We start from the raw sequence: 25725 nt of genomic DNA on the forward strand, positions 1-25725 counted from the left end.
ACCTCTTGGTAGTTGAACGCAGACGGTTCAGCCGAGCAGCCCGGCCGCTTCGGCCAAGTGCCATAAACCGCGTTCGGTGGCGTGTTCGGCCAGGCTCACCTGAGCAAAACCGCAGGTATCGAGCGCCCGGCTGTAACGGGCACAGAGCTGGGAGTTGCCGATAAGGATGATCGAGGGCAATTGGGCGCTGTTGCGTCGGCGGCGCTGTACGCTGGAGAGGGCCGCAAGTTCATGCCCAATCAACAAGCCCGACAGATAGTCGGCTTGCTCGGTGGAACTGAGCTCGCCCGTCAGGCCAAGACAACGCGCACTGAACAAGGTCGAAAGAGGTCCGATCTCGCCGTCAGCGGACAGCGCCACCTGCACACCACGATCAAATGCCTCGCCATCAAAGGGCGCACCGCGCTGTTGGGTACGCCCCAGAATGCTGTGTTCACTGAGCACAGCGAACAGCTCGCCGGTCATAAAGGTGTCGAAGTGCACGATGCAGCTGCCGGCCACTTCCACCCATTTCGAATGGCTACCCGGCAAGCCGATCAACAGATTGTCTCCCGCGCCGACAGGCAGACTCTGCAGCACGCCGAGGACCTGGGTCTCTTCGCCGCGCATCACATTCGGCAACCGCGAACGCTCGATCACCCCGGGCACGATATGCACATCGACGCCGCGCAAGCTGCGTACGGTTTTTAAGGAGGTGCCCAGATTGGCGACATTCGCCGGAGTGTCGCAGTAAGCGGCCTCACCCCAACCCTGGGCACTGCCGACCATGCCACAGGCGATCACTGGAAGATCGGGCTGTGCATCGAGCCAGTCACCGCAGGCGTCATCGAAGGCCAGTTCGAAACCATCGGCGCACATCTGGCCAGCAATCATCCGCGGCGCACCGGGCAACTGCATGATCCCCGACGACAGCGAACGCTGTTCGAGCACCTGGTCGCCGGCAGCGAGTTTGTAAGCCCGAAGTGAGGTTGTCCCCCAATCGAGCGCGATCAATTGCGCCTGCATCGCTTCACCTGAAATTTGTTTTTGGCAGTGAGTGCGTAGAGCTGATGCAGGCGACTATAAACCTGAGGGAAGACAAATCTCAATATATAAATCAACATCCCACATACAGGGATTATTATTTCCCTGTAAGAGCGAGCGGTGCGGCGATCCGACTTGCCCTCGATGAATACGCCGCGGTCGACCCAAGAAATCCCGGTGATTGTGCCAACGCCTCGCGGGCAAGGACTGGGCGCCCCCCCCTGCTCCGACACCGGGACGGCGTAATTGCTCGACTGCCACATGCTATATTCCCCGCCGTTTCCGTTTCGCAGAAGGAAGTCCACGGTGAACAAGAAGACTGGCATTCGGGCCGAGCAAGCCGATAAGACCCGCGCGCGAATTCTTCAGGCTGCGGTCAAGGTCTTCACCCGCGACGGCTATTCCGGCGGGCGGGTCGAGAGCATTTCCCGCGAAGCCGAGTCCAATGACCGGATGCTTTATTACTACTTCACCAGCAAGGAACGGCTGTTCATCTGTGTGCTGGAACACATCTACGAACAGTTCAACAAGGCTGAAAGCAAACTCAAGCTGGACCTGAGCGCCCCCCTGCAAGCGCTGCAGGAACTGGTGGCGTTCGTCTGGAACTACTACGTCAAACACCCGGAATTCGTCGCCATTCTCAGCATCGAGAACCTGCACAAAGGCAAACATGCACAGCAATCCAGTGAGCTGCGCCGACTCTCAGGGGAAGCGGTCGGAGTGCTGCGGCCGATCATCGAGGCCGGTCAGGCGCAAGGGCTGTTTCGCGAGGATGTGGACCTCAAGCATGTGTATCTGATGATCGCCTCGCTCTGCTATTTCTATAACTCCAATCAGCACACGCTTAGCTCGTTTCTCGGCGAAAACCTGGCGGATAAACGCCAACAACAGAATTGGCTGGGGTTTATCAGTGACCTGGTGGTGCGTGGGGTGATGCGGTTGCCGGATAGTCGATCTGGTCAGGATTAGCGTTGACTGCACCGGCCTCATCGCGGGCAAGCCGGGCTCCTACAAGGACTGTGTAATACCTGTAGGAGCGTGGCTTGCCCGCGAAGCTTTTAATGGCTTCCGGGATTGGCCCGCAGATGCGCGACTTTCTGTTCCAGCCCTTCCCAACCCGGTGCACTGGAAGCAAACCGGCTGCGCAAATACGCCGCCAATTCCGCCACCTGGGTATTCGACAAACTGTCCTTGAAACCCGGCATGTAGCCCAGATCCTTGGTCGCCGGCACCGCGATGCCTTGCAAAATGACCTTGATCAGATTGTCCGGCTGATCGCTGTGCACATTGGTATTGCTCGCCAAAGACGGGCTGACACCAAACAACTTCGGCCCAAGCCCGTCAGCGTGACAGGCCTTGCACGAGCCTTCGAACACCCGCTGGCCGTTGCTCAACGACAGGCTTGCAACGGGTGCCTGCCGAGTGGCTTTGTCCACCACGTGCGCTTCGGCCTGTGCGTCATTGAGTGAGGCCAGATACACCGCCATCGCCCGTACATCGGCCTTGGGCAGTTTCGCCAGTTCGCTGACCACCGGCCCCATGGGACCAGCCGCCACACCATGAGCCTCGGAATAGCCGCTGCTCAGGTAAGTGAAGATTTGTTCCTCGGTCCACGGTGTCGGCGCTCTGGACAAGCCGTTCAGCGCCGGAGCCTCCCAACCGTCGACCGTACCGCCGGCGAGGAACGCCGCCCCACCCTTCTCCGCACCCATCAGGTTGCGCGGCGAGTGACAGGCCGTGCAGTGGCCCAGACCATTGACCAGATATGCACCGCGATTCCATTGCTCGCTACGTTCGGGTTGCACGGTGATCTCGCCGCGCCGTAGATACAGAGCATTCCAGCCGGCCATCAACGGTCGTAGATTGAACGGAAAGCGCATCGCGTTGGCCTTTGCCGGTTGGCTGACCGGGGTTTGCGACATCAAATACGCGTACAGCGCCTGCATGTCGGCATCGTTGATATTGCGAAACGCGGTGTAGGGAAACGCCGGGTACAAGTTGCGTCCGTCACGGCCGATGCCGTCACGCATGGCCCGCTCGAACGCCGGATAAGACCAACTGCCGATTCCGCTCTTCACGTCGGGGGTGATGTTGCTGCTATAGAGCGTGCCAAAGGGTGTTTCCATCGCCAGCCCACCGGCATTGGTCACGCCACCGGGCGCGGTATGGCAAACCGCGCAATCACCCACCGCCGCCAACAAACGCCCGCGCTCAAGGGTCGCCGCCGACCAGGTGCCGGTGCTTGGCGGAACAATCGGGGCGATTTCAGCGTGAAACGGCCAAGCCGTGGCGGCCATCCCGAGCATCGCGCCGAACGCCGCGAACAGTGAACCAAACAACCATTTCGAACGCTTGACCGGCGACTTTGCCGGCTCATCACAGGTCCCGGCGTTGAGCGCCGCCAACACCCGCTCCGGGGTAATCGGCAGTTCGCGAAAACGAATCCCGGTGGCGTCAAAAATCGCGTTGGCAATCGCTGCCGCGCTCGGCACCGAGGCGGACTCTCCGGCGCCCATGGGCGGTTCGTTCTGACGCGGCATCATCAGCACGTCGATCTGCGGCACCTCGGGAAAGGTCAGGATTGGATAACCGCCCCACTCCTTGCTCGCCACCGTCGACTCTTCGAAGGTCACGCGCTCCTTGAGTACGCGACTGGTGGACTGAATGACGTTGCCGTGAATCTGATGCTGCACCCCCGCAGGGTTGATCATCATTCCCGAGTCATGACCGATCACCACCCGTGTGACCGAGACGTCGCCGGTCTGCCGGTCGACGGCCACATCGGCGACCCAGGCCGCCCACGCGGCGCCGAAGCCAGGAAATTTGCTGTGGATATAACGCGCATACGCAAAGCCGCGCCCGCGCAACAGATGGTCTTCATTCGGGGTTTGCATCGGCGCGGTGCGTGGTACCCAGGCCGCGCGTTCAGCGGTGGACTTCACCAGGTCGATAGCCCGCTCGTCGCGCAAATAGCGCAGTCGATACTCCACCGGATCGACACCGGCGGCGAACGCCAGTTCATCGATATAGGACTCGTGGGCGAAGGTGTTGGGCAACGCAGAAACACCACGCATCCACGAGGCGCGGACAATCGGCGCCATGTCGTTGATGGTCACCCGCATGTGCTCGAAGTCATAGGGCGGGATCGACGTGCGATCGCCCATCTCGAACATCGCCGCCACTGGCTCGACCCGTCCGGTCAGTAGCAAGGCCAGGGTGGGCGCACCGTTGGACGGATAGCTGGTCTGAAAGTCATAAGCGGCGACACTGCCATCGGCATTCAAACCGCCGTCAACGTCCATCAACTGCGCAGTACCCTTGGGCTCCCACAGATGTTCCTGCTCGCGGGTCAATTGCACCCGCACCGGTTTGCCGACGGCCCGCGACAGTAGCAAGGCATCGGCGCAGACATCGTCGGCACAGTTGCGCCCGTAACAGCCAGCGGCCTCCATGCGAATAATCTCGATCGACTCTTCCGGGCATTCCAGCAGCCAGGCCAGATCGGCCCGCAGCAAATGCGGATTCTGACTACCGGACCACACGCGAATACCTGACACCTGATAGTCCGCCAGCCCACAGGACGGACCGATGGAGCCGTGCATCTGATACGGCCACAAATACCTGCGTGGCATCCGCTGACTGGCCCCGGCCAACGCTTCGTCGACATTCCCCTGATCGAGCACGGTGCGCTGCACCCGCGGATTGTCACGGATCGCTTGCTCAATATCGCTCAGGTCCGGCAGCTTGTGATTCCAGGGTTTCCAACTGATCTTGAGTTCCTGGGCGGCCTTGATCGCCTGCTCTTCACGTAACGCCACGACACCGACAAAATCGCGAATCACCACGACCCGCACGATCCCCGGGATATGGGCGATGGACGACTCGTCGACTTCCAGCAGGCTATTGCCGACAAAATCACCGCAATCGAGCCCGGCATAAGGCGGGCGAATCACCCGGCCGTGGAGCATGTCCGGCACGCGCATATCGTGCACGTAGGTCAGCTCACCAGTGGCCTTGGCCGGGATGTCGACCCTCGCGGCGCCCTTGCCCACCAACCGATAGTCTTCTACCGGCTTGAGCGGCGCGTTACCGGAGATGCGCAACTCATCGTGCTCGCCGCGCACCAGCTCGGTGTAACTCGCGGTACGACCGCCTGGCGTCTTGATCACGCCGCTTTCCACACTCAGGCTTGTAACCGCCATGGCCCAACGTTCGGCGGCCCGATCCAGCAGAAAACGCCGAGCTTCAGCCGCGGCATTGCGCAACGGGATCGCTGAAATCTGCAGGGTCGCGCTGGCGATGGTCGCGCCCTGATTCGGCGCACGCTCGGTATCACCGAGCACCATGCACACCTGATCGAGCTCAAGGTCCAGCTCTTCGGCGACGATCTGCGCCAGCGAGGTGCGAATGCCGGTGCCCAGATCCACATGACCGTTGAAGGCATACACCCGCCCGTCATCGCTGACGGCGATAAACAACCCCAGTTCCTTGGGTTTGATCAGTGGGGCGCAGCCTTTGGCCACTGGCCCGGAGGGCGGCAGGATGTCATCGACGATCAGCAGTACGCCGGTCTTGGCCAGCAATTGATCTCGGGTGGGTGTTGCGTCAATCATGGTCATCGATCCACCTTCAAGGCGTTTGACGGGCGGCACGCAGCACCGCGCGGAGGATTTCGATATGAGTACCGCAACGACAAAGGTTGGCCGAAAGCTCGTTGCGGATCTGTGTTTCGCTGGGGTGAGGATTGCGGTCGAGCAAGGCTTTGGCAGTCATGATCATGCCGTTCATGCAGTAACCGCATTGCGCCGCTTGTTCATCGATAAAGGCTTGCTGCACCCGGTGCGGCGCGGCGCGGGTGCCGAGCCCTTCCAGGGTGACGATCTCGCGACCGACCGTGCCGGACAGTGGAAATACGCAGGAACGCGCCGCCACCCCATCGATGATCACCGTGCAGGCGCCGCACTCGCCGAGACCGCAGCCATATTTCGGGCCGTTGAGGTGAAGATCGTTGCGCAGGATCAACAGCAACGGCGTATCCGCCATCGCTGTGACTGATGAGGTGTGGCCGTTGACCTCAAGCGCTACCGTGATTTCCTGCGTCGTCATCCGCTTCGCCCGCTTCAGTTAATGAAGTAGTCACTACACGAAACAGTCGTAAGAAAAGTCGCGAACAGGACCAACCTGTGGCTTCGCGACACACTTAACTGGTGAAGTGGTTACTACATGAAACGAGAGCAAAATCGATGCCAGATTCGAACGTCTGGCGTTTGGAGCACCGTTGAAGGTCGAATGATGCCTCGTAGCTCGTAACCCCTGTAGCAGCTGCCGAGCTTGCGAGGCAGCTGCTACGGGGCTACGGGGTCGTCGATCATCTTGCGCAGGAGAAACAACACCGCGACCTGCTCAGCCGGGTTGAGGTTACTCATGGTCAGCTCGGTAATGCGCCCGGCGCAGGGCACGGTTTGCTGCACCAGACGGTCGCCGGTTTCGGACAGACCGACGATGACTTTGCGTCGATCCTGCGGGTCCGGTTCGAGGGTAATCAACTCGCGAGTCTTGAGCCGCTCGACGATACCGCGAATGGTCGCCTGATCGACGGCAGTCGCTTTGACCAATTCGGTCAGAGAGCTCGGCCCGTTATCCCGCACGGCGCAGAGGGTGACGAACTGCACGGCGGTGAGCTGCGAGTCGCCGACGTTCTGCTGGAAGATCGCCAAGTGCCGTTGATAGGCTTTGCGCAGCAAATGGCCGACTTGTTCGGAAAAAACGTAGGAAGAAGGGTCTGAAGTATCCGGCACGGCAAGCTCGAAAGGCGATGAACAGTGGGGAAGCATGATGGACAGGTTGGGGGTGGGACTCAAGGGGGGACAACTGGCTACTTGAGTCGAGCAACTCCTGTGGCGAGGGAGCTTGCTCCAATGCCGTTCAGTTAAGGACATATAGGTCCCTATTGTAGGAGCCGAGCTTGCTCGCGATGGACTCAAGGGTGGCGCGTTCATTCAGAAAATACGCGTTATCGTTAACGTCCATCGCGAGCAAGCTCGGCTCCTACAAAAAGCTGCGTTCGCTTAACTGAATGGCATTGGAGCAAGCCCCCTCGCCACAGGGTCTTAGCGAACCCTGGAAGCCTCGGGGGCGACGACATCGCCGCCGATGACCACCGCCAGATCATCCAGATACACATTGCAATTGCGCAACGGAATATCCATATGGCACGGCGTTTTGCGGGTACCGCCGACCTCCGTGTTCGGCCCAGTGGAGAAAAGGAAGTTACCGTAGAACGCCCGGGCGTCCATGCACATGCCATCGTTCTTATCGTGCAGCCCCATGGCGGTCCACTGCGCTCGCGGCTGCAGGCCCCAGCCGATATGGGAGATGCCGTAGACCTCAGGATCGTTGAAATACTTCATGTAGTCGCGCAGGTATTCGGCCTCGAAACCACCGTGGATCGAGGTGATAAAACCCTTCTCGATTTCCAGGGTGATCTTCTCCCGGGTATAGGTCTTGAACGGTAGCAGAATGTCGCCGATGTCCAGCACCAGCACGCCCTCAGCGGTTTCTTCGTTGGGCCAGGAGAACAGAAAGCCACTGGGCCAATGGTCCCAGCGTCCCGGTTCATCGGCGAAACCGTACTCGGTGACTGAAGGATATTGCCCTAGAGCAGCGCGGAAATCGCTGCCAGCGCGGGAGGTGACGTGTATCGATCTGGCCTGTTTGAGCAGTTGTTCCGCCGCCAGCACCCGAACCTTGTCGGCCTCGGTCGGCAACATGCGCGCCAGTACTTCTGGTGGCTCGACGGCCAATAGAATCCGTGTACCGGTCTTGAGGATCTGCTCCTGCTCCGGGGAGTGCAGCAACATCATCGTGTCGACGATCAGATCCGCCGCTTCCAGCGCCCGCTGCGCCGCGATATTGCCGGTCAACGCGGTGTCGCCGCAGTAGGCGGTCATGTCGTTGCCCATCGCCGTCGGATGATTGAACGAGGGCAATTCCACCGCATAGACCTTGGCCCCCAGGCGCTGCGCAGCGTCCATCGCGGCACGCACGGTGCGCGGATTGGAATAGTGGCTCTTGAGCACGGCGACGCTCTGCGTCGAGTCAACTTTCGACAGCTTTAACACGTGCTCGAACATCTGGGTCAGTTCGCAATCGCTTACCGGCATTTCCTGTCTCCTTGAATCGTCTGCTGTCGCACCAAGTAGAGGCGCCTCGCTTCACCTTAGTGCATTTTTATAGCGTATACGCCATTTAAAAACGATAAGACCTGAATTGACGACAGACTGCAAGCGCCAGGCCATAACGTTACAAACCCACACAAACCCAATAAACAATGGTTACTTAGCGTTACGAAGGACAAATATCGTTCGAATTTATTTTTTTAGTCGCACTCTTTTAATTTCAAAAAAAGAGCGTATACACTTTAAAACCTTGCGGACAGATCCCGCCAGTCAGCCAGAAAAAGAGGAGCAAGCCCCATGGGAAGCACACAAAAAATCGCTATCGTCGGTGCAGGCCTCGGCGGTGCTGCCGCCGCCACGCTGTTGCAACAAGCCGGGTTCCAGGTGGATATCTACGAACAGGCCCCCGAGTTTTCCCGTCTCGGCGCCGGGATTCATATGGGCCCCAACATCATGAAAATTTTCCGGCGCATGGGCATCGAGCAGCAGCTCGACCAAATGGGTTCGCACCCGGATCACTGGTTCAGCCGTGATGGCATCAGCGGCGATTACCTGTCCCGCATCCCACTGGGAGACTTCGCTCGCAAGGAATACGGCGCGTCCTACGTCACCGTGCACCGGGGCGACCTGCATGCGTTGCAGATGTCGACAATCAAACCGGGCACCGTGCACTTCAACAAGCGTCTGGAAACCCTCGAAGAAACCGACAGCCAGGTGCGCCTGACGTTCAGCGACGGCGAAGTGACCTACGCGGATATCGTCATCGGTGCCGACGGCATCAACTCGAAGATCCGCGAAGAGCTGCTCGGCCCGGAAAAACCGCTGTACAGCGGTTGGGTCGCACACCGGGCATTGATCCGCGGCGATCAATTGGCCAAGTACGATTTGAAGTTCGAAGACTGCATCAAGTGGTGGACTGAGGACCGGCACATGATGGTCTATTACACCACCGGCAAGCGTGACGAGTACTACTACGTCACCGGAGTGCCACACCCGGAATGGGATTTCCAGGGCGCGTTCGTCGACAGCAGCCGTGAAGAAATGTACGACGCATTCCAGGGTTATCACCCTACCGTCCAGGCGCTGATCGAATCCACCGAGAGTGTGACCAAGTGGCCACTGCGTAACCGCAATCCGCTGCCGCTGTGGAGTCGCGGTCGACTGGTGCTGCTGGGCGACGCCTGCCATCCGATGAAGCCACACATGGCCCAAGGCGCCGGTATGGCCATCGAAGATGCAGCGATGCTGACCCGCTGCCTGCAAGAAACCGGGCTGAGCGACTACCGCACCGCATTCGAACTCTACGAAGCTAACCGAAAAGAGCGCGCCTCGCGGGTGCAGTCCGTGTCCAATGCCAACACCTGGCTGCGGACTCAAGAAGATCCGGCCTGGGTTTACGGTTATGACCTCTACGGCCAGGTGTTGAAATCGGGGGTGGCCGCGTGAGCACCTTCCTGCAGGGCGGCAACGTCCAGGCCAACGGCATTCGTCAGCATTATCTGCGCTACGGTGGCCAAGGCCCGGCATTGATCCTGATTCCGGGCATTACCAGCCCGGCGATCACCTGGGGTTTCGTCGCTGAACGCCTCGGCGAACATTTTGACACCTACGTCCTGGATGTACGCGGTCGCGGCCTGTCGTCCACCGGGCCGGAACTGGACTACAGCGCTGACGCCTGCGCTGACGACATCGGCGCGTTCGCTCAAGCGCTGCAACTGGACAGTTATCACTTGGTCGGCCATTCCATGGGCGCGCGTTTTGCCGTACGCAGCGCGGTCCGTCATCCCGCAGGCGTGAACCGCCTGGTGCTGATCGATCCGCCAGTGTCCGGCCCGGGTCGTCGCGCGTACCCGAGCAAATTGCCATGGTACGTCGACTCGATCCGCCAGTCGCTGATCGGGATGGACGCCGAGGCGATGCGCGCCTTTTGCGCCACCTGGACGGACGAGCAACTGCAATTACGTGCCGAATGGCTGCACACCTGCTACGAGCCGGCGATCGTCAGGGCCTTCAACGATTTCCACGATGTCGATTTCCATCAGGACTTACCGAAACTTCAGGCCCCCGCCCTGCTGATGATCGCCGGTCGCGGCGGAGTCATTCAGGCCGAAGACGAAGCCGAAATCCTGCAACTGCAACCGAACATTCGCATCGCCCACGTCGCCAACGCCGGGCACATGATTCCTTGGGATGACCTCGAAGGCTTCTTCGCCGCCTTCGGTGATTTCCTCGGCGCACGTTTGAACCCGCCCTTGAATTAAACGCATCGGGAGTTTTTTATGCTTAAGCCTTATCGCATCGGTCAGATTGTGCCGAGCTCCAACACCACCATGGAAACCGAGATCCCGGCGATGCTCACAGCGCGCCAGTTGATCCGCCCGGAACGCTTCACCTTCCACTCCAGCCGCATGCGCATGAAGCAAGTGCGCAAGGAAGAGCTGGCGGCAATGGACGGCGAATCCGACCGCTGCGCCATCGAACTGTCCGATGCCAAAGTCGACGTGCTCGGTTATGCGTGTCTCGTCGCGATCATGGCCATGGGCCTTGGCTATCACCGCCAATCCGAACAGCGTTTGCGCAAGGCCACTGCCGATAACGATGCCAACGCACCGGTGATCACCAGTGCCGGCGCGTTGATCGAAGGCCTGAAAGTCATGGGCGCCAAACGCATCGCGATTGTTGCGCCGTACATGAAGCCGCTGACCGAGCTGGTGGTGAATTACATCCGCGAAGAAGGCTTTGAAGTGGTCGACTGGCGCGCGCTGGAAATCCCCGACAACCTCGAAGTGGCCCGCCACGACCCGGCAAAACTGCCGGCCATCGTCGCGGGGATGAATCTGGAAGGCGTTGATGTAATCGTGCTCTCGGCCTGCGTACAGATGCAGTCGCTGCCGGTGGTGGCGCAAGTCGAAGCGCAGACCGGCAAACCAGTGCTGACGGCGGCCATCGCCACCACCTACGCCATGCTCAAGGCACTGGACCTGGAACCCATTGTTCCCGGTGCCGGCGCGTTGCTCTCTGGCGCTTATTAAAAGGTGAGCGCGATGAGCGAGCAAACCGCTAACGACAACTATCAAGGCGTGTGGGGCCAGCGCATTGGTTTCGGTCAAAAAGCCGCGCTGCTGATGATCGATTTCATGCGTGGCTACACCACCGAAGGTGCGCCGCTGTTCGCCCCCGGCGTGGTCAGCGCCGTCGCCGAAAGCGTCGAGCTGCTGGAAAGCGCCCGGCGTCAGGGCATCCCGGTGGTGCACACCAATATCCGCTACCATCCCGGCCATTTCGCCGACGGCGGCATCTGGGTGAAAAAAGCGCCGGTGATGAAAGACATGGTCGAAGGCAACCCGTTGGCCGCGTTCTGCGAAGCGGTGTTGCCGCGCGCCGATGAAGTGGTGATCAGCAAACAATACGCCAGTGCCTTTTTTGGCAGCAGCCTGGCCTCGATGCTGCACGCCCAAGGCATCGACACCGTGGTGCTGGCCGGTTGCTCCACCAGCGGCTGCATTCGTGCGACAGCAGTGGACGCGGTACAACACGGGTTTCGCACCATCGTCGTGCGCGAATGCGTCGGCGACCGGCATCCGGCGCCCCATGAAGCGAATCTGTTCGACATCGACAGCAAGTACGGCGATGTCGTCAGCAAGCAGGAGGTGATTGCCCACTTCGAAAGGATGTAATGCGTACAACGAGAACCGCGCCATAGAGCGTTGGTCTTGCCGGGTTTGAGTCAGGTGTTATGAATACTTTGACCAGGACCCAGCGTAAAAAAACTGAGCACAGCTCGTTATAAAACGAGCGTGCCCAGTCTTCTGACACTGCCTTTGGAAGCCGCCCCGGCGCTCCCAGAGCGCTGGAAAAAGCGGCTGTATAAAAACCATAAGTCACCGCCAGGAGACACAAGCCATGCCCATTGCGAATGCATCAACCGAGACAAACAAGACAACCGCGACCACCGTCGCCGAGCCGATTCAAGCGCTCTACCACAAGATCACCTGGAAGCTGATTCCCTTCCTGTGTTTCTGCTACCTGGCCGCCTACCTCGACCGGATCAATATCGGCTTCGCCAAACTGCAGATGCTCGATCAACTGCACTTCAGCGAAACCGCGTTCGGTCTTGGCGCCGGGCTGTTCTTTGTCGGTTACATCCTGTTTGAAGTACCCAGCAATCTGGTGCTGGAAAAAGTCGGCGCCAAAATCTGGATCGCACGGATAATGATCACCTGGGGCCTGCTTTCGGCCTGCACCATGCTCGTGACCTCCACTACCCAGTTCTACATCCTGCGCTTTCTGCTGGGCGCCGCCGAAGCGGGTTTTCTACCTGGGGTTTTGTACTACCTGACCACCTGGTTTCCGACCTATCGGCGCGGGCGCATTATCGCCTTGTTCATGATTGGTCTACCGCTATCCAGCGTGATCGGCGGCCCGCTGTCGGGCTGGGTCATGGGTCATTTCGATAACCTGGGTGGCCTGCGCGGCTGGCAATGGTTGTTCCTGATCGAAGCGGTGCCCAGTGTCTTGCTCGGTATCCTGACCTTCTGGGCCTTACCCAACAGTTTTCAGCAGGCCAAATGGCTGAACGACGAAGAAAAGGCTTTGCTGGAAAATGAATTGCGCGCCGATGAGGCCGGCAGCACAGGCAGCAAACACAGCTTTCGCGACGGCTTCTTCAACCTGAAAGTCTGGATGCTCGGTGGTATCGACTTCTCGATCCTGCTCAGCGCTTATGCTATGGGCTTCTGGATGCCAACCTTCATCCGCAATGCGGGGATCATCGACACCTTCCGTATCGGTGTTTTGACCGCCTTGCCAAGCATCGCCGCACTGCTGGGCATGCTGCTGATCGGCGCCAGCTCCGACAAACACCGGGAACGTCGCTGGCACATCATCGTGCCGTTTCTAATTGGCGCCGCGGCCATGGCTAGCAGCACCTTCTTCACCCATAACGTGGTCGCGACCGTTGCGCTGTTCGCCATTGCCTCGGCAGCGATCATTGGCGCCGTACCGGTGTTCTTCAGCCTGCCAGCAACCTTCCTCAAAGGCACCGCCGCTGCAACTGGCTTCGCCCTCGCCTGCTCACTGGCAAACATTGCCGGCCTGGTCAGCAACTCGCTGATGGGGGTGGCCATCGACGTCACCGGCAGCAGCGCCGGAGCGCTGTGGTTCTTCGCCGGGTGCTTGATTCTCAGCAGCTTTCTGGTGATCGCATTGCCGGCAAAACTGGTGAACCGCTAAAACGCCCTCCGGCGTAGCAGCTGCCGAGCCGCACAGCTCGGCAGCAAGTACGCAGGGTGTCTGTTGCGCAATGATCCAAACAACAACTATCAGGTGAATACCCCATGCAACGTTTCATCAAACGCTGTGCGCTGTTTGTCGCCGTCGGCCTTTGCACCGGGTCGCTGCACGCGGCGGAAAAAGTCATCTTCGACACCGACTTCAACGTGCTCAACGATGACGGTCAGGCCTTCATCATGCTCGCCCAACTGCATGCGCAGAAGCGTATTGACCTGCTGGGTCTGACCCTGGTCAGCGGCAACGCCTGGGTCGACCAAGAGCAAGTCGATGCGCTCAAAGCCGTTGAGCGCATGGGCCTGGAAAAGGAAATCGGTGTCTATTCCGGCGCGGCCTATCCGCTGCTGCATGACTTCGCCACTTATCCACAGGAGCAAGCGTTCTTCGGTGCCGGCTGGCCGGGGGCGTTCAAGAATCCGCGTCCAACCTCCACCGCGCAATTGGTCGCTCCGCCCGATGGTCTGGCGACTCACACCCAGTTACGCAAGGAAACCGCCCCACAATTCATCATCGACAGCGTGCGCGCCAATCCCCATGAAGTGACCCTGCTGGCGGTCGGCCCGCTGACCAACCTGGCACTGGCCATCCGCCAGGCGCCGGACATCGTGCCGCTGATCAAACGCATCGTGTATATGGGCGGCGCTATCGAGATTCCGGGAAACACCACCCCCGCCGCTGAATTCAACTGGTGGTTCGACCCCGAGGCAGCGAAAATCGTCCTGCGCTCGCCCATCGAACACGTGATATTCCCGAACGATGTCTGCGAAAAAGTCACCTTCGACGCCTCGGTCTACAAGCGTATCGTCGCGAACAAAGGGGTGATCCCGGACCTGTACAAACACGAGTTCGGCCCCCTGTTCAGCAAGGACCCGGGCTATCACAGCTTCACCTGGGACAGCCTGCCCGCGCTGTTTTTGGTCACACCACACATGGTTACCGAGTCCCGCAATATGTGGGTCGACGTCGACGCTCGGTTCGGCCCGGATTATGGCCGCGCGTTGGGCTACAAGAAAAACCCGCCGGTGGGCACGCAAAAAGCCAAAGTGGTGTTCGCCATCGATCAGAAGGCGTTCTGGGATGACTATGTATCATTGGTGACCTTGCCGGTGCCGGTCAAACAACCTTGAGGATCTGGCGTCAATCAACCCCTCCTCCCCAAAAGACGAGGGGACTGATTGACCATCAACCCTGGGCAAACTCTCTCAACGCTTCCCCTTCCATGCGATAACGCACCCACTCATCCTGCGGCTGGGCACCGATCGATTTGTAAAATTGAATCGCCGGCTCGTTCCAGTCCAGTACGCTCCATTCGAACCGTCCGCAGTCGTTGGCGCAGGCGATTTGTGCGAGGTGACGCAGGAGTTTTTTTCCCGCTCCGCCGCCACGCTGTTCAGGGTTGATGTAAAGGTCTTCGAGGTAGAGGCAATTGCTCCCCAGCCAGGTCGAGTAGCTGAAGAAGAACACCGCGAAGCCAATCGGCAGCCCGTCCCGCAGACAGATCAGGCCATGGGCGGTGGCGCCTTCGTTGAACAGGCTGCGTTCGATGTCGGCGACGCTGGCGATGACTTCGTGCCTGGCGCGCTCGTAATCCGCCAGTTCGGTGATGAACGCGAGGATTTGCGGGGCATCGCTCGGCACGGCTGGGCGGATTTCGATGGTCATGGACTTTCCTTGTACGGATGTGAAAAAGCCATACTAAGTCGGCGCTGAGCGCTCGTCACATTTCAAATGAAAACCTGGTTTATGGTCATCGGATCAACTGTGGCGAGGGAGCAAGCCACTCCCTCGCCACAGGTCCTGCGCCCGACGTTTAATCGTCTTAGTCCTAACGAGATTTTCGAATGATCGCTGCTTTCGCTCCGCTGCAAAGTCTTGCCGCAACACTCCTGCCCCACGCGCTTGAGCCGTCCGAGGATGGCGCCCACGATCTGTCGCACCTGCATCGGGTCTGGAACAACGCTCGTGTCATCCATAAAGAGGAAAGTGGCGATCTCGAAGTGCTGCTGGCAGCGGTGCTTTTGCATGATTGTGTCGCAGTGGAGAAGGATTCGCCGTTGAGATCACAGGCCTCGCGTCTGGCGGCACAGAAAGCCTCGCAGGTGTTGGCTGACTTGAGTTGGCCGGAAGATAAAGTCGCCGCGGTCGCCCACGCCATCGAGACCCACAGTTTCTCGGCGGGCATTACGCCAACGACGCTGGAAGCAAGAATCCTGCAGGACGCCGACCGTCTCGATTCCCTTGGAATGCTCGGCGTGGCGCGGACGTTTTATGTCTCCGGGCGAATGGGCAGCGCGCTTTACCACCCGTTGGACCCCAAAGCAGAGTCCCGCGATTACGACGACAAGCGCTTCACGCTCGATCACTTCCAGACCAAGCTGCTGCACCTGGCTGCGGGCTTCCAGACCCGGACTGGCAGCCGGCTGGCGCAGATTCGTCATGAACGATTGAAGCGATTCATGGAGGAGTTTATGGAGGAGATCGGTTTGTGCTGACGGCATCAATCAGTCCTTTACTCCGTTATTGACTAACCCTGAAGTCTGCAATAACACAACTAACGTCTGCGCCTCGCATGTTAGAAATGCGATTCATGATTCCAGCTGGCAAGAGACGCCTTCATGCAGACCGGTACTCATCAGGACACCATCGTTTCAGGGAAGCTATTCGGCCTGTTTTGCGTTGCCAGTTATCTGCTTTCACTGTCCTATGGTTCGACCTTCCTACTGTCACTGCTGATCAGTTCACGCGGCGGCAACGAGCATGACGCTGGCAGCGTGATCTCGATCGCGATGCTCAGCACCTTTGTGGCAGTGATCCTCTCCGGGCATTTGTCAGACCTGTTGGGCGCTGCACGCTCAATTGCGCTGTTCGGCTGCTTGCTGGTAGTGGCCAGCCTGGGTTTCGCGCTGACGCCTGGGTTCGGGAATGCCTTATTGTTTTTTGGGCTGATGCTTGGCCTCGGCTGGGGCGTGTTTTACACCCTGGGGCCAATCATCGTGGCGATGCTGGTCGAGCCCACTCAGCGCGCCAGGTACTTCGCGCTGCTGTCAGGCAGCATGATGACCGGCATTGGTTCCGGTCCGTTGTTGGGCCGTGCGGCCAGCGTGCTGGGCTATCCCGTCACCACCGCTTTTTACATCGCCGCGCTGGCAAGCCTGATGGGGGTGGTGATGTTCTGGCGATTGGGAGTAGCGCTTAAGCACCGCCCCAATCTGCTGGGAACCGCTGCCGTGTCGAAGATTTCCTGGTCGGCGGCAGCCCAAGTGCTTTCTTCCAAAGCGGTATTTTCGATCATCATGGTCGGCCTGGGCGGATGCGTGTTTGGTGGCCTGTCGAGCTTCCAGACCAGCTATGCCGCCTCCCGTTCACTGGATTATTCACTGTTCTTTTTAGGCTTCATGAGTGCGGCGATCAGCAGCCGCCTGCTGATCGCCAGCATCGTGGTCAAACGCGACGCCTATGAGGCGTCCTGCCTGCTCTGCGGGCTGACAGTGGTGTCGATCGTGATGTTCCGGTTCCTGGTCGACGACGGCTTCAGCTATGTACTGGCGGCGGTCATTCTCGGTGTCGGTTACGGGCTAACCTATTCGGTGATCAACGGCCTCGCCGCCAATGAAGCCCCCGCCGGTACGACCTCGCAATCCCTGTTGCTGTTCAGCCTTGCCTACTTCATAGGTGTGTTCGGCTTTCCACTGTTGGCCGGCAAGATCATCGTCGAACAAGGCATGTCCGCCCTGTTGCTCATGATATTGGCAGTTGCGGTGATGAGTTGGCTGATTACCGTGGGGCGGCTGATCTGGCGCTGGATGAACATCGAAAAGGCACTGCAGAACGCCTAGACCACTCGTCTAAATTCAGCCACCCATCGAAATCGGGAGCAGACTGGTACGGGTAACGACTCTAGAAGTGGAGGCGACGCCATGAACATGTCAAAACTGCCTGCCCTTGTCCTTGCCGGGTTGCTGTCTTCAGCAGCCTTCGCCGGTTCAACCGCCCCGACCAACCCAGTCTACCGGGCGACATCCCCCGCCACCGCGACCGACCCACGAATTGATCGCAACGATACCCATAGCCCGGACATCATGAACTCCAGCGTCCCGGACAACGCCAGATTGGGTACCAGCTCTAAAACCACCACCGGTGGCTCGGGCTCTGACCGTGACGGCAGCGCCCGCAAGTAAATCGAAGGCTGCGAAACCTTTCCAGACTGACCCTGTGCACCAGGGTCAGAAGGAGCTGCCGGAGGTTCGGGCCGCGCTCGGACGATCCTGCCCCTACGATCTGGCGATAAACGCATCGACCTCGGCAGTGCCCGGCGAGGTGGCTGGCCCCCAACGCGTGACCGCCAGCGCTGCAGCGGCATTGGCGCGACAGGCCGCTTGAGCCGGTGGCAAACCGACGGCCAGCGCAGCGACAAACACGCCGGCATGAGCATCACCGGCACCGTTGCTGTCCACGGCCACGACCCTCCCGACTACCGATATCAATACCCGCACAATGGGGGTGAATCACTTCAAATCGTTTCTTCGGGTTCTGCGCGCCATGACAATTCCTCGCAGGATTGAGGGGCGCGCGGGGAGCACGGTGGCGAACGGATTCACTCTCTCATACGTGGTCACAGCTTGCCGTGCCTACAACGACTCCAACTCGGCCAATGCTTCACGCAACGCCCCCCCGGCTCACGCCAAACTCTTCAGCCAACTGATGCTCCCCCGGCAGCAGCAAGCCGTCCTCCATGAGGCCGCTTTCGATACGCCGAATCAGCTCGTCAACCACTCGTTTTTTCTTGTCAAATCGAACATGTCTAATCATGTACAAATCAATAAACGAAACGAGTCGGCAGTGGCAGCGGATTATTTCAGAGGGATATCCACGGCCGTGCAATCCTGTAGGAGCCGACCTTACAGTCGATTCAAGGCTCAAGTCCGATAGTAAAGAACTCACCGCCACTCCAGACCCCCAACCAGCGCTGCCCGTCGATTTCCCGTGTCACCGCCAGTTCCACCAGTTGGTAAAACACATTGCGATGGATCAAGGCTTCGAAATTGCTCCGCACATGCACATAGGGTGCAGGCTCTTGAGTGTCGGGATCGATCACCACTCGCAACGCATGCTCAGGACCGGCTTCGGCCTGCTCTTCGACATTCGTGGTGAAACGCAGCAGCTGAGCTTCGCCCTCGCCTTCAACCTCAAGGCTGACGGCGACAAAAGGCGCATCGTCGACCTTGATGCCAACCTTTTCCACCGGGGTAATCAGGAAGTAATCGTCACCATCGCGACGCATGATGGTGGAGAACAGTTTAACCATCGGTTTACGCCCGATGGGCGTGCCAAGGTAATACCAGGTTCCGTCGCGGGCGATCCGCATGTCGATATCGCCGCAAAAGTCGGGGTTCCACAAGTGGACCGGTGGCAAGCCTTTGGATTTGGGAATTTGTCCCAACAGATCATTAGCTTTTTGCGGACCACTCATGTTGTTTTCCTCGTGTATTGCTTAGTCGCTCAAGCCCAACAGGCTACGAGCGTATTGCTCGAGCGGCGGACCCAGCAAATCTTCTGGCTTGTTGTCGTGGAACGTCAGTAAACCACCACGACTGTGAATACGTGCAGTATCGATCAAATACCGGGTGTTGGTCTCGATCAACATGAGCTGAATCACGCCACTGTCGATCCCCATTCGATCCACGGCTTGCTGATCGATCCATTCATCCGAGTTGCCGATCCGGTCGTCAGCCTTGGCGAAACGGGTGTAGAGCAGATAATGCGCACCGGCCGCGCGGGCTTCGGTCATCGCTTCCTCCAGCCCCTCAGGGGATTGCGCGCGACGGACCATGGGGAAGTATTCGACAAACCCGTTGAACGCTTCTTCGGCGACCACATTTGGCCGCGGATAGGGACTGCCGGGCGGTGCAAAGGCGCCTTGGGCGATATAAATAAAGGAGTCTGGCTGTATGCGGAACGAGTTCGAGCGATGGGTATCACTGTGATCGAGCAAGCCCGCATCGCTCATGTGATAGCGAGCGCCCTCACCCAGATCGCTGACATTCATGCAGCCACCAAGCGCCAAAAAGGCCAGCAGCAAAACCAGGCTACGCATCCTACCCTCCAGATGCCGGTGACGGAAAACCGGCGAATCCTGGCAGGATGCAGCTTCCGCGCCAGCTCAAAGGGGATTGGGAATGGTAGAGGGATTTGAGAGTGTCAGAAATTTCTTCATCGCTTGCCACTCCGTCATCGCGAGCAAGCCCGCTCCCACATTAGATCTCCATCGGTCACACTTTTGTAGTCTGACGCAGATCAAGTGTGGGAGCGGGCTTGCTCGCGATGAGGCCATGGCAAACACCGAAGATTCCACAGCAAACCCAAATTTCGGCGAACTCTTTTATCCGCCGATGATTTTCATGATGGTCGCGCCACCGGAAAAGGCCACTTCCTGCTTGTCGCCCAAGGCTTTCACCAATAGGCGTTGCAAGGCTGGCAAAGCCTCGTGGCGAGGCTTGTCCAGCAGGTCGCCGACATAATGGCGATTGCTCGACGAGAGGCAGCCATGCAGCCAGCCGGTGGACGACAAGCGCAGACGTGAACAGGTCCGACAGAACGGCACACTTTCATTGGCAATCACGCCAAAGAAACCCTGGCCCGGAATTTCATAGCGCACCGCCGTGGCATCCACTGGCGCATCAGCCTGGAGGTATTCGTAGCGCTCGCCGATCAGGCTCAACAGCTGTTGCAGGCTGACGAATTGCTGCAAAAAGGCATTCGAATCACTGGCCAAATGACCCATGCGCATCAGTTCGATAAAACGCAGTTCATAACCGCGTTCAAGGCAATAATCGAGCAGCGGCATCACCTGATCCAGGTTCTGCCCGCGCAACGGTACCATGTTGACCTTGATCTTGATGCCTGCGGCTTTCGCCTGATCCATACCGTTAAGCACGGTCGCCAGATCGCCGCCGCGTGCAATGCTGCGAAAGGCACCAGGGTCAAGGGTATCCAGGGAAACGTTGATTCGGCGAATTCCGGCATCCACCAGCGACTGCAGTTTGCGCGCCAAGAGCTGGCCGTTGGTAGTCAGGCTGATATCCGCCAGCCCCATCTGCCCCACCGCGCCCATGAAGGTTTCCAGCTTGGGGCTGACCAAGGGTTCGCCGCCGGTAATACGCAGGCGCTCGATGCCGGCCGCTTCAATAAGATAAGCAACGCCACGGGCCATGGCTTCGGCCGACAATTCATCCTGCGCTGCGACCAGTCGCTTGCCGTTCGGCACGCAGTAGGTACACGCATAGTTGCAGGCTGAAGTCAGGCTGATCCGCAAATTGCGAAAATGCCTGCCTTGACGGTCAACGATCATGGATCACTCCGGCGGTAGAAGATTCGGACTTGCTAAAACTTGACTCACAAATCAAGTTTTAGCAAGTCCCTAGCCTGAGTATATTCCTGAGGTACTGCACCCTGTAGCGAAACATGGTGCAATAAAGCAACTGAATGGCTCAGCTGCCGGGAGTGTCGGTATCGCGCTTGCGCTTGTTGCCCATACGCACGCCGATATCCATCAGGAACTGGAAGAAACCTTCCTGATCTTCCAGCACATTGCTCCAGAACGGCGAGTGATACAGCGCCACAGCGCCGTGCACCAGCGCCCAGGATGCGCAATAGTGGAAGTAAGGCGGTACGTCTTCGAGCTTGCCTTCACTGATCCGGCCCTTGATCAACAAGGTCAGTCGTTCGAAGTTGGACGCGCGAATCTTGTGCAGCTCCTCGACCATCTCCGGCACCTGATTGCCCTTGACCACCTTTTCTTCCAGGCGGTCGAACAGCCGGTAACGCTGCGGATCGCGCATGCGGAATTCGAAGTAGGCCCGGGACAGGGCTTCCTTATCCTTGTCGACATCGGCAGAGTGCAGCAGCTCGTTCAGGTCACGCTCGTAGTCGAGCATCAGGCGCAGATAGATCTCTGCCTTGGACTTGAAGTGCTTGTAGATGGTCCCTTTGCCGATACCCACGGCATCAGCGATCATCTCGACGGTGACGCTGTCTTCACCTTGTTCGAGGAACAGCTTTAGCGCGGTATCGAGAATTTCTTGCTCGCGGCGACGAAACTCACGGACCTTACGAGGTTCTTTCTGCATAAGAAAAGGTCTGTAGGGGTCAAAATCGAAGCCGCGTATTATGCCTAACTTGCGCCAAATTGCACGGATCATCCGACCATGTCTACGTTTCTTGATGAATTTGTACAGGCTCCGGGCCTGCGTTATTTGAATCATGCTGCCGTCGCCCCCTGGCCAAATCGAGCTGCCGTGGCAGTCGCGCGTTTCGCTCAGGAGAACGTTTTACTGGGCGCACGGGACTATTCGGACTGGATGACCCTCGAACAACGCTTGCGCGAACGCTTGATGCGCCTGCTTAACGCACCGTCAACGGATGACGTAGCGCTGGTCAAAAATACTTCAGAAGCACTGTCTTTTGTCGCCTTCGGCCTGCAATGGCAAAGTGGCGATCAGATTGTCATTAGTGACGAAGAATTCCCTTCCAACCGTATCGTCTGGGAAGCCCTGGCACCGCAAGGTGTGGAAGTGCTGCAGGTCAGCCTCAAGGGCGCTGACCCCGAAGGTGCCCTGTTGGCCGCCTGCGGCCCGCGCACCCGCCTGATGTCAGTGAGTGCCGTGCAGTTCGCCAGTGGCCTGCGCCTGGACCTGCAGCGCCTTGGCACCGGCTGCAAGCAACAGAACGTGCTGTTCTGCATCGATGCCATCCAGCAACTGGGCGCCCTGCCCTTTGATGTCCAGGCTTACCAATGCGACTTCGCCATGGCAGACGGTCATAAATGGCTCCTGGGGCCTGAAGGCCTGGGCGTGTTCTATTGCCGCAGCGAGCTGCGCGAGCAGCTTGAACTCCATGAGTTCGGCTGGCACATGCTCGAACACATGGGCGACTACAACCGTAGCGACTGGGAGCCCGCGAAAAGCGCGCGTCGCTTCGAGTGCGGCAGCCCGAACATGCTCGGTGCCATGGCGCTGGAAGCCAGTTTGTCGCTGCTCGAAGAAGTCGGCATGGAAGAGGTCGCTGCGCTCATTGCCGAACGCATGCAATGGCTACAGGACGGCTTGAGCACAATGGCTGGCGTGCAACTGCATAGCCCGCCGAATCCCGTCCGGCGTGGAGGGATTTTCTCGTTCAGTATCGATGGCATCGATAATCAGCGGGTCTACGAGCAACTCAAGCAGCAACAGGTTGTGTGCATCCCTCGCGGCCCTGGCATTCGCTTTTCCCCACATTTCTACACAGAAAAACGCGTGATCGACGAAACTTTGGCGATTTTGGCAACAATTGCCAAGTAATGAGAACTCAACTGAAGCGCGCGTATTCCAAATCTGTTTAAAAAATAGAGGGGTCAGACTGGACTCAACGCAATAGTGATCAATACTTCAACTGTCGGCGCGACATCTCCCCCAAGTGGCACGCCGATGAAGGTACCAACGGACTGCGTACCTTTGTTTTACTCCTAATGGTCTTAACCCGGATTCCCCCCCCAGAACCCGGGTTTTTTTTGCCTGCGATTTGTGTAGGAGCAGCCGGTCGACGCTCGATTGCTCGCGATGGACGTTAACAATAACGCGTGTTTTCTGAATAAACGCGTCGCTCTTGAGTCCATCGCGAGCAAGCTCGCTCCTACAGGGGGGCTCACGCAGGACCGATGACATGCGCCAACGGAAATAACCGCTTGAAGTTCTCGGTGGTCTGCTCGGCAAAACGCTCGTACGGCTCACCACGCAACATCGCCAGATACTGCGCAACATCTCGTACGTATTGCGGCAGATTCGGCTTGCCCCGATGCGGAATCGGCGCCAGATACGGTGAGTCGGTTTCCACCAGCAAACGGTCGGCCGGCACCTGCCTGGCGACATCACGCAACGCATCGGCATTGCGGAAAGTGACGATGCCGGACAGGGAAATATAGAACCCCAGATCCAGTGCCGCCTTGGCCATTTCCCAATCTTCGGTAAAGCAGTGCAGCACGCCAGCCTGGGGCAGCGCCGCCTCACGCAATAGCTCCAGGGTGTCGGCTCGTGCGCCACGGGTGTGGACGATCACGGGCTTGCCGGTCTGCTGAGCGGCTTGCAGATGCAAGCGAAAGGACGCTTGCTGCAACTCGGCCGCTTCCGGCTCGTAGTGATAATCCAGACCGGTTTCACCAATGGCCACAACCCGCGGGTGGTTGAGCTCGCGTAACAGCCAATCCAATGCAGGTGCCGCGCCCGGCTGCACGTCGAGCGGATGGACGCCGACCGAGCAGTCGACATCGGCATAGCGCTCGGCGAGCGCTTTGACGTCAGCTGCGTTTTCGACGCTCACGCCAATACAGAGAAAGTGACCGACGCCGCATTGACGAGCCGCTTCGAGGGCCGCGTCAAGAGAGCCGGCATGTTCGGCAAGGTCGAGGCGATCAAGGTGGCAATGGGAATCTACGAGCATAAGGCTGCAACTACATCGTATGAGTGGGACGGTCGGACTTCAGGGCTCCGGCCGGACGGGTTTCGATTCTGTTTCGAGCGGTGTTGTCACTATCACTGAACTGCATGCCGACACCCGCCGCCGACTACTTGACTCCAGGCCCGTGCGATCAATTCCGGGCAGGCAAATCTGCCCACTGCACCAGTAACGCCTCAAGCAGCAATACGCGATTGAGGTTGGCCTTGCTCAGCACCTTCTGGCGCTGGGCCAGAATCCAGTCCTGAATATTCAGGACCTTTTCCTGAGAAGACTTTTGCGCCAGATATTGCACGACTTTGCGCATATCGGGCAAACCCAGTCCCTCCTCGTCCTGAGTGAGCTGGTAACGCAGGATCAGGCTAGACCAGTCGCAGAACCAGTCGAACAGCAACAGTAGCGAAATGGCGTTCCAGCCCTCAGCCAACTGAGTTGGCGATTGCTGTTGCTTGAGCAGTTTTTTCACGCCCTCTACCACCAGAGCGCGCTGCTCACGTACACCCTGCGCCTGCAAGGTGACGGCGGCCAATGGCGAACCAGCGGCCAGTGTCAGCAGCTCAATGCGTTCCTCTTCAGTGCTGTCAGGCAAAGCCTTGGCCAGCCACTCCAGACTCATCGCCTGGCTCGGCAACGGACAGGCCTGCTGCACGCAGCGACTCTTGACGGTCGGCAACAAACGGCTTGGCTGGTGACTGACCAACAACAACACGGTATCGCCGGAAGGCTCTTCGAGGCTTTTCAGCAAGGCGTTGGCGGCGTTGTTGTTCATCGACTCGACCGGCTCGATCAGTACCACTTTGCGCCCGCCCAACTGCGCGGTCTGCACCACGAAGCTGACCAGTTCACGAACCTGGTCGACCTTGATCGCCTTGTCCGCCTCTTCTGGCTCCAGCACGTAGTTATCCGGATGGCTGCCAGCCTTGAGCAGCATGCAGGATTTGCATTCCCCGCAAGCGTCCAGCCCTTGCGGCTTCTGACAGAGCAAACGAGCCATCAAGCGTTCAGCCAGCGCTCGCTTGCCGATACCCGCCGGGCCGTGCAGCAAGTAGGCATGGGCATGCTGTGCACGGCCCGCCAGTTGCTGCCAGAGGCTGTCCTGCCACGCGAAGGCCTCAGCCACGGTAAAGCCCCAGCAATTGCGGCAACAGGGCGTCCAGTGACCGCTGAACCTGCGCCAGCGGCTGGGCGGCATCCACCAGGTGATAACGCGCCGGATCAGCCTCGGCACGTTTCAGATAAGCACCGCGGACCGCGTCGAAGAACACCCGACCTTCAAGCTCGAAACGGTCCAGCCGCCCCCGAGCACTGGCGCGAGCCAGACCGACCTCGACCGGCAAATCGAACACCAGCGTCAGGTCCGGACGCAGATCACCCTGAACGAAAGTTTCCAGGGTTGCGATGCGCTCCACAGACAAACCGCGACCACCGCCCTGGTAGGCGTAAGTAGAGTCGGTAAAGCGATCACACAACACCACCACACCCCTGTCCAGCGCCGGGCGAATCACCTCGGCCAGATGCTGGGCACGCGCGGCGAAAACCAGCAGCAGCTCGGTGTCGGCGTTCATCACTTCATCGCCGGGTGTGAGCAATACTTCACGAATCCGCTCGGCCAATGGTGTACCGCCCGGTTCGCGGGTCAGCAACACCTCGATACCTTCGGCGCGCAGACGCTCAGCCAGGTACTCGCGATTAGTGCTTTTGCCGGCGCCTTCCGGGCCTTCCAGGGTAATAAACAGGCCAGTCACAGGCA

The 25725-nt window shown here is 59.0% G+C and carries 24 protein-coding genes and 3 pseudogenes; 11 read left to right on the forward strand and 16 right to left on the reverse strand.

The genetic code is table 11. The features are described 5' to 3' along the window. Nucleotides 1-27 precede the first annotated feature (27 nt). Nucleotides 28-1005 carry a 2-dehydro-3-deoxygalactonokinase gene (locus tag AC07W5_RS08930; RefSeq protein ID WP_495023195.1) on the reverse strand — a complete coding sequence of 326 codons (978 nt, stop codon included), beginning with the start codon at nucleotides 1003-1005 and terminating at the stop codon, nucleotides 28-30. Between the two features lie 279 nt (nucleotides 1006-1284). Between AC07W5_RS08930 and AC07W5_RS08935 the strand changes: the two genes are divergently transcribed. After that, nucleotides 1285-1992: a TetR family transcriptional regulator gene (locus AC07W5_RS08935; protein ID WP_495023196.1), complete on the forward strand. Its 708-nt coding sequence runs from the start codon at nucleotides 1285-1287 to the stop codon at nucleotides 1990-1992. A gap of 89 nt (nucleotides 1993-2081) precedes the next feature. Here the strand turns inward: AC07W5_RS08935 and AC07W5_RS08940 are convergent, their stop codons facing one another. The 4 genes from AC07W5_RS08940 to AC07W5_RS08955 all read right to left on the reverse strand — a co-directional run bounded on the left by AC07W5_RS08940 (nucleotide 2082) and on the right by AC07W5_RS08955 (nucleotide 8186). Continuing rightward, nucleotides 2082-5636, reverse strand: a complete 3555-nt coding sequence (locus AC07W5_RS08940; RefSeq protein ID WP_495023232.1) for a molybdopterin cofactor-binding domain-containing protein — start codon at nucleotides 5634-5636, stop codon at nucleotides 2082-2084. Between the two features lie 16 nt (nucleotides 5637-5652). After that, complete coding sequence (locus AC07W5_RS08945; protein ID WP_495023197.1) at nucleotides 5653-6129, reverse strand: (2Fe-2S)-binding protein; 477 nt, start codon at nucleotides 6127-6129, stop codon at nucleotides 5653-5655. Between the two features lie 239 nt (nucleotides 6130-6368). After that, a complete protein-coding gene (locus AC07W5_RS08950) occupies nucleotides 6369-6857 on the reverse strand; it encodes a MarR family winged helix-turn-helix transcriptional regulator (RefSeq protein ID WP_495023233.1) in 489 nt (162 codons plus the stop codon). A gap of 276 nt (nucleotides 6858-7133) precedes the next feature. After that, on the reverse strand, nucleotides 7134-8186 hold the full coding sequence (locus AC07W5_RS08955; protein WP_495023198.1) for a 2,5-dihydroxypyridine 5,6-dioxygenase: 1053 nt from the start codon (nucleotides 8184-8186) through the stop codon (nucleotides 7134-7136). Between the two features lie 312 nt (nucleotides 8187-8498). On the opposite strand from AC07W5_RS08955, the gene AC07W5_RS08960 reads away from it, so the two are divergent. The 6 genes from AC07W5_RS08960 to AC07W5_RS08985 all read left to right on the forward strand — a co-directional run bounded on the left by AC07W5_RS08960 (nucleotide 8499) and on the right by AC07W5_RS08985 (nucleotide 14617). Beyond that, a complete protein-coding gene (locus AC07W5_RS08960) occupies nucleotides 8499-9647 on the forward strand; it encodes an FAD-dependent monooxygenase (RefSeq protein WP_495023199.1) in 1149 nt (382 codons plus the stop codon). After that, nucleotides 9644-10462 (forward strand): alpha/beta fold hydrolase, encoded by an 819-nt coding sequence (locus tag AC07W5_RS08965; RefSeq protein WP_495023200.1) that lies wholly within the window; start codon nucleotides 9644-9646, stop codon nucleotides 10460-10462. The genes AC07W5_RS08960 and AC07W5_RS08965 overlap by 4 nt, the downstream gene beginning before the upstream one ends. A gap of 18 nt (nucleotides 10463-10480) precedes the next feature. Continuing rightward, on the forward strand, nucleotides 10481-11233 hold the full coding sequence (locus AC07W5_RS08970; protein ID WP_495023201.1) for a maleate cis-trans isomerase family protein: 753 nt from the start codon (nucleotides 10481-10483) through the stop codon (nucleotides 11231-11233). Between the two features lie 12 nt (nucleotides 11234-11245). After that, nucleotides 11246-11878 carry an N-carbamoylsarcosine amidohydrolase gene (locus AC07W5_RS08975; RefSeq protein WP_495023202.1) on the forward strand — a complete coding sequence of 211 codons (633 nt, stop codon included), beginning with the start codon at nucleotides 11246-11248 and terminating at the stop codon, nucleotides 11876-11878. 226 nt (nucleotides 11879-12104) lie between these two features. Next, nucleotides 12105-13433, forward strand: coding sequence for an MFS transporter (locus AC07W5_RS08980; RefSeq protein ID WP_495023203.1), 1329 nt, complete (start codon nucleotides 12105-12107; stop codon nucleotides 13431-13433). A 104-nt stretch (nucleotides 13434-13537) separates the two neighbouring features. Continuing rightward, nucleotides 13538-14617 carry a nucleoside hydrolase gene (locus tag AC07W5_RS08985; protein WP_495023204.1) on the forward strand — a complete coding sequence of 360 codons (1080 nt, stop codon included), beginning with the start codon at nucleotides 13538-13540 and terminating at the stop codon, nucleotides 14615-14617. A gap of 55 nt (nucleotides 14618-14672) precedes the next feature. Here AC07W5_RS08985 and AC07W5_RS08990 read toward each other — a convergent pair whose 3' ends face one another. Continuing rightward, nucleotides 14673-15152: a GNAT family N-acetyltransferase gene (locus AC07W5_RS08990; protein ID WP_494993983.1), complete on the reverse strand. Its 480-nt coding sequence runs from the start codon at nucleotides 15150-15152 to the stop codon at nucleotides 14673-14675. 179 nt (nucleotides 15153-15331) lie between these two features. Between AC07W5_RS08990 and AC07W5_RS08995 the strand changes: the two genes are divergently transcribed. From AC07W5_RS08995 to AC07W5_RS09005, 3 genes are all read left to right on the forward strand, one after another. Further along, entirely contained in the window at nucleotides 15332-15982 is a 651-nt protein-coding gene (locus tag AC07W5_RS08995; RefSeq protein WP_495023205.1) for an HD domain-containing protein, read from the forward strand. A gap of 123 nt (nucleotides 15983-16105) precedes the next feature. Further along, a complete protein-coding gene (locus AC07W5_RS09000; RefSeq protein WP_495023206.1) occupies nucleotides 16106-17326 on the forward strand; it encodes an MFS transporter in 1221 nt (406 codons plus the stop codon). A gap of 81 nt (nucleotides 17327-17407) precedes the next feature. Next, nucleotides 17408-17668 carry a hypothetical protein gene (locus tag AC07W5_RS09005; RefSeq protein ID WP_495023207.1) on the forward strand — a complete coding sequence of 87 codons (261 nt, stop codon included), beginning with the start codon at nucleotides 17408-17410 and terminating at the stop codon, nucleotides 17666-17668. A gap of 93 nt (nucleotides 17669-17761) precedes the next feature. On the opposite strand, the pseudogene AC07W5_RS09010 reads toward AC07W5_RS09005, so the two are convergent. The 6 genes and pseudogenes from AC07W5_RS09010 to AC07W5_RS09035 form a co-directional block, all read right to left on the reverse strand. Next, nucleotides 17762-17956 (reverse strand): annotated as a pseudogene (locus AC07W5_RS09010) (PfkB family carbohydrate kinase); the annotation flags it as partial. Between the two features lie 171 nt (nucleotides 17957-18127). Beyond that, nucleotides 18128-18299: pseudogene (locus AC07W5_RS09015) on the reverse strand (GntR family transcriptional regulator); the annotation flags it as partial. Nucleotides 18300-18399: 100 nt separating this feature from the next. Beyond that, the gene (locus tag AC07W5_RS09020; RefSeq protein ID WP_494993987.1) at nucleotides 18400-18960 is read right to left on the reverse strand and encodes a DUF1285 domain-containing protein; all 561 of its coding nucleotides are present in this window, start codon (nucleotides 18958-18960) and stop codon (nucleotides 18400-18402) included. Between the two features lie 21 nt (nucleotides 18961-18981). After that, nucleotides 18982-19584 carry a DUF4823 domain-containing protein gene (locus AC07W5_RS09025; protein ID WP_494993988.1) on the reverse strand — a complete coding sequence of 201 codons (603 nt, stop codon included), beginning with the start codon at nucleotides 19582-19584 and terminating at the stop codon, nucleotides 18982-18984. A gap of 285 nt (nucleotides 19585-19869) precedes the next feature. After that, nucleotides 19870-20838: a GTP 3',8-cyclase MoaA gene (locus AC07W5_RS09030; protein ID WP_495010712.1), complete on the reverse strand. Its 969-nt coding sequence runs from the start codon at nucleotides 20836-20838 to the stop codon at nucleotides 19870-19872. 139 nt (nucleotides 20839-20977) lie between these two features. Beyond that, the gene (locus AC07W5_RS09035; protein ID WP_494993990.1) at nucleotides 20978-21616 is read right to left on the reverse strand and encodes a TetR/AcrR family transcriptional regulator; all 639 of its coding nucleotides are present in this window, start codon (nucleotides 21614-21616) and stop codon (nucleotides 20978-20980) included. Nucleotides 21617-21694: 78 nt separating this feature from the next. On the opposite strand from AC07W5_RS09035, the gene AC07W5_RS09040 reads away from it, so the two are divergent. Then, entirely contained in the window at nucleotides 21695-22825 is a 1131-nt protein-coding gene (locus tag AC07W5_RS09040) for an aminotransferase class V-fold PLP-dependent enzyme (protein ID WP_494993991.1), read from the forward strand. Between the two features lie 343 nt (nucleotides 22826-23168). Here the strand turns inward: AC07W5_RS09040 and AC07W5_RS09045 are convergent, their stop codons facing one another. The 4 genes and pseudogenes from AC07W5_RS09045 to tmk all read right to left on the reverse strand — a co-directional run bounded on the left by AC07W5_RS09045 (nucleotide 23169) and on the right by tmk (nucleotide 25720). After that, on the reverse strand, nucleotides 23169-23960 hold the full coding sequence (locus tag AC07W5_RS09045) for a TatD family hydrolase (RefSeq protein ID WP_494993992.1): 792 nt from the start codon (nucleotides 23958-23960) through the stop codon (nucleotides 23169-23171). Nucleotides 23961-23970: 10 nt separating this feature from the next. Next, nucleotides 23971-24081 (reverse strand): annotated as a pseudogene (locus AC07W5_RS09050) (PilZ domain-containing protein); the annotation flags it as partial. A gap of 27 nt (nucleotides 24082-24108) precedes the next feature. Continuing rightward, a complete protein-coding gene (locus tag AC07W5_RS09055) occupies nucleotides 24109-25095 on the reverse strand; it encodes a DNA polymerase III subunit delta' (protein ID WP_495010713.1) in 987 nt (328 codons plus the stop codon). Continuing rightward, nucleotides 25088-25720: a dTMP kinase gene (gene tmk / locus AC07W5_RS09060; RefSeq protein ID WP_495023208.1), complete on the reverse strand. Its 633-nt coding sequence runs from the start codon at nucleotides 25718-25720 to the stop codon at nucleotides 25088-25090. The genes AC07W5_RS09055 and tmk overlap by 8 nt, the downstream gene beginning before the upstream one ends. Between the last annotated feature and the right edge of the window lie 5 nt (nucleotides 25721-25725).

Source organism: Pseudomonas sp. GW821-FHT01E05 (genome assembly GCF_059422425.1).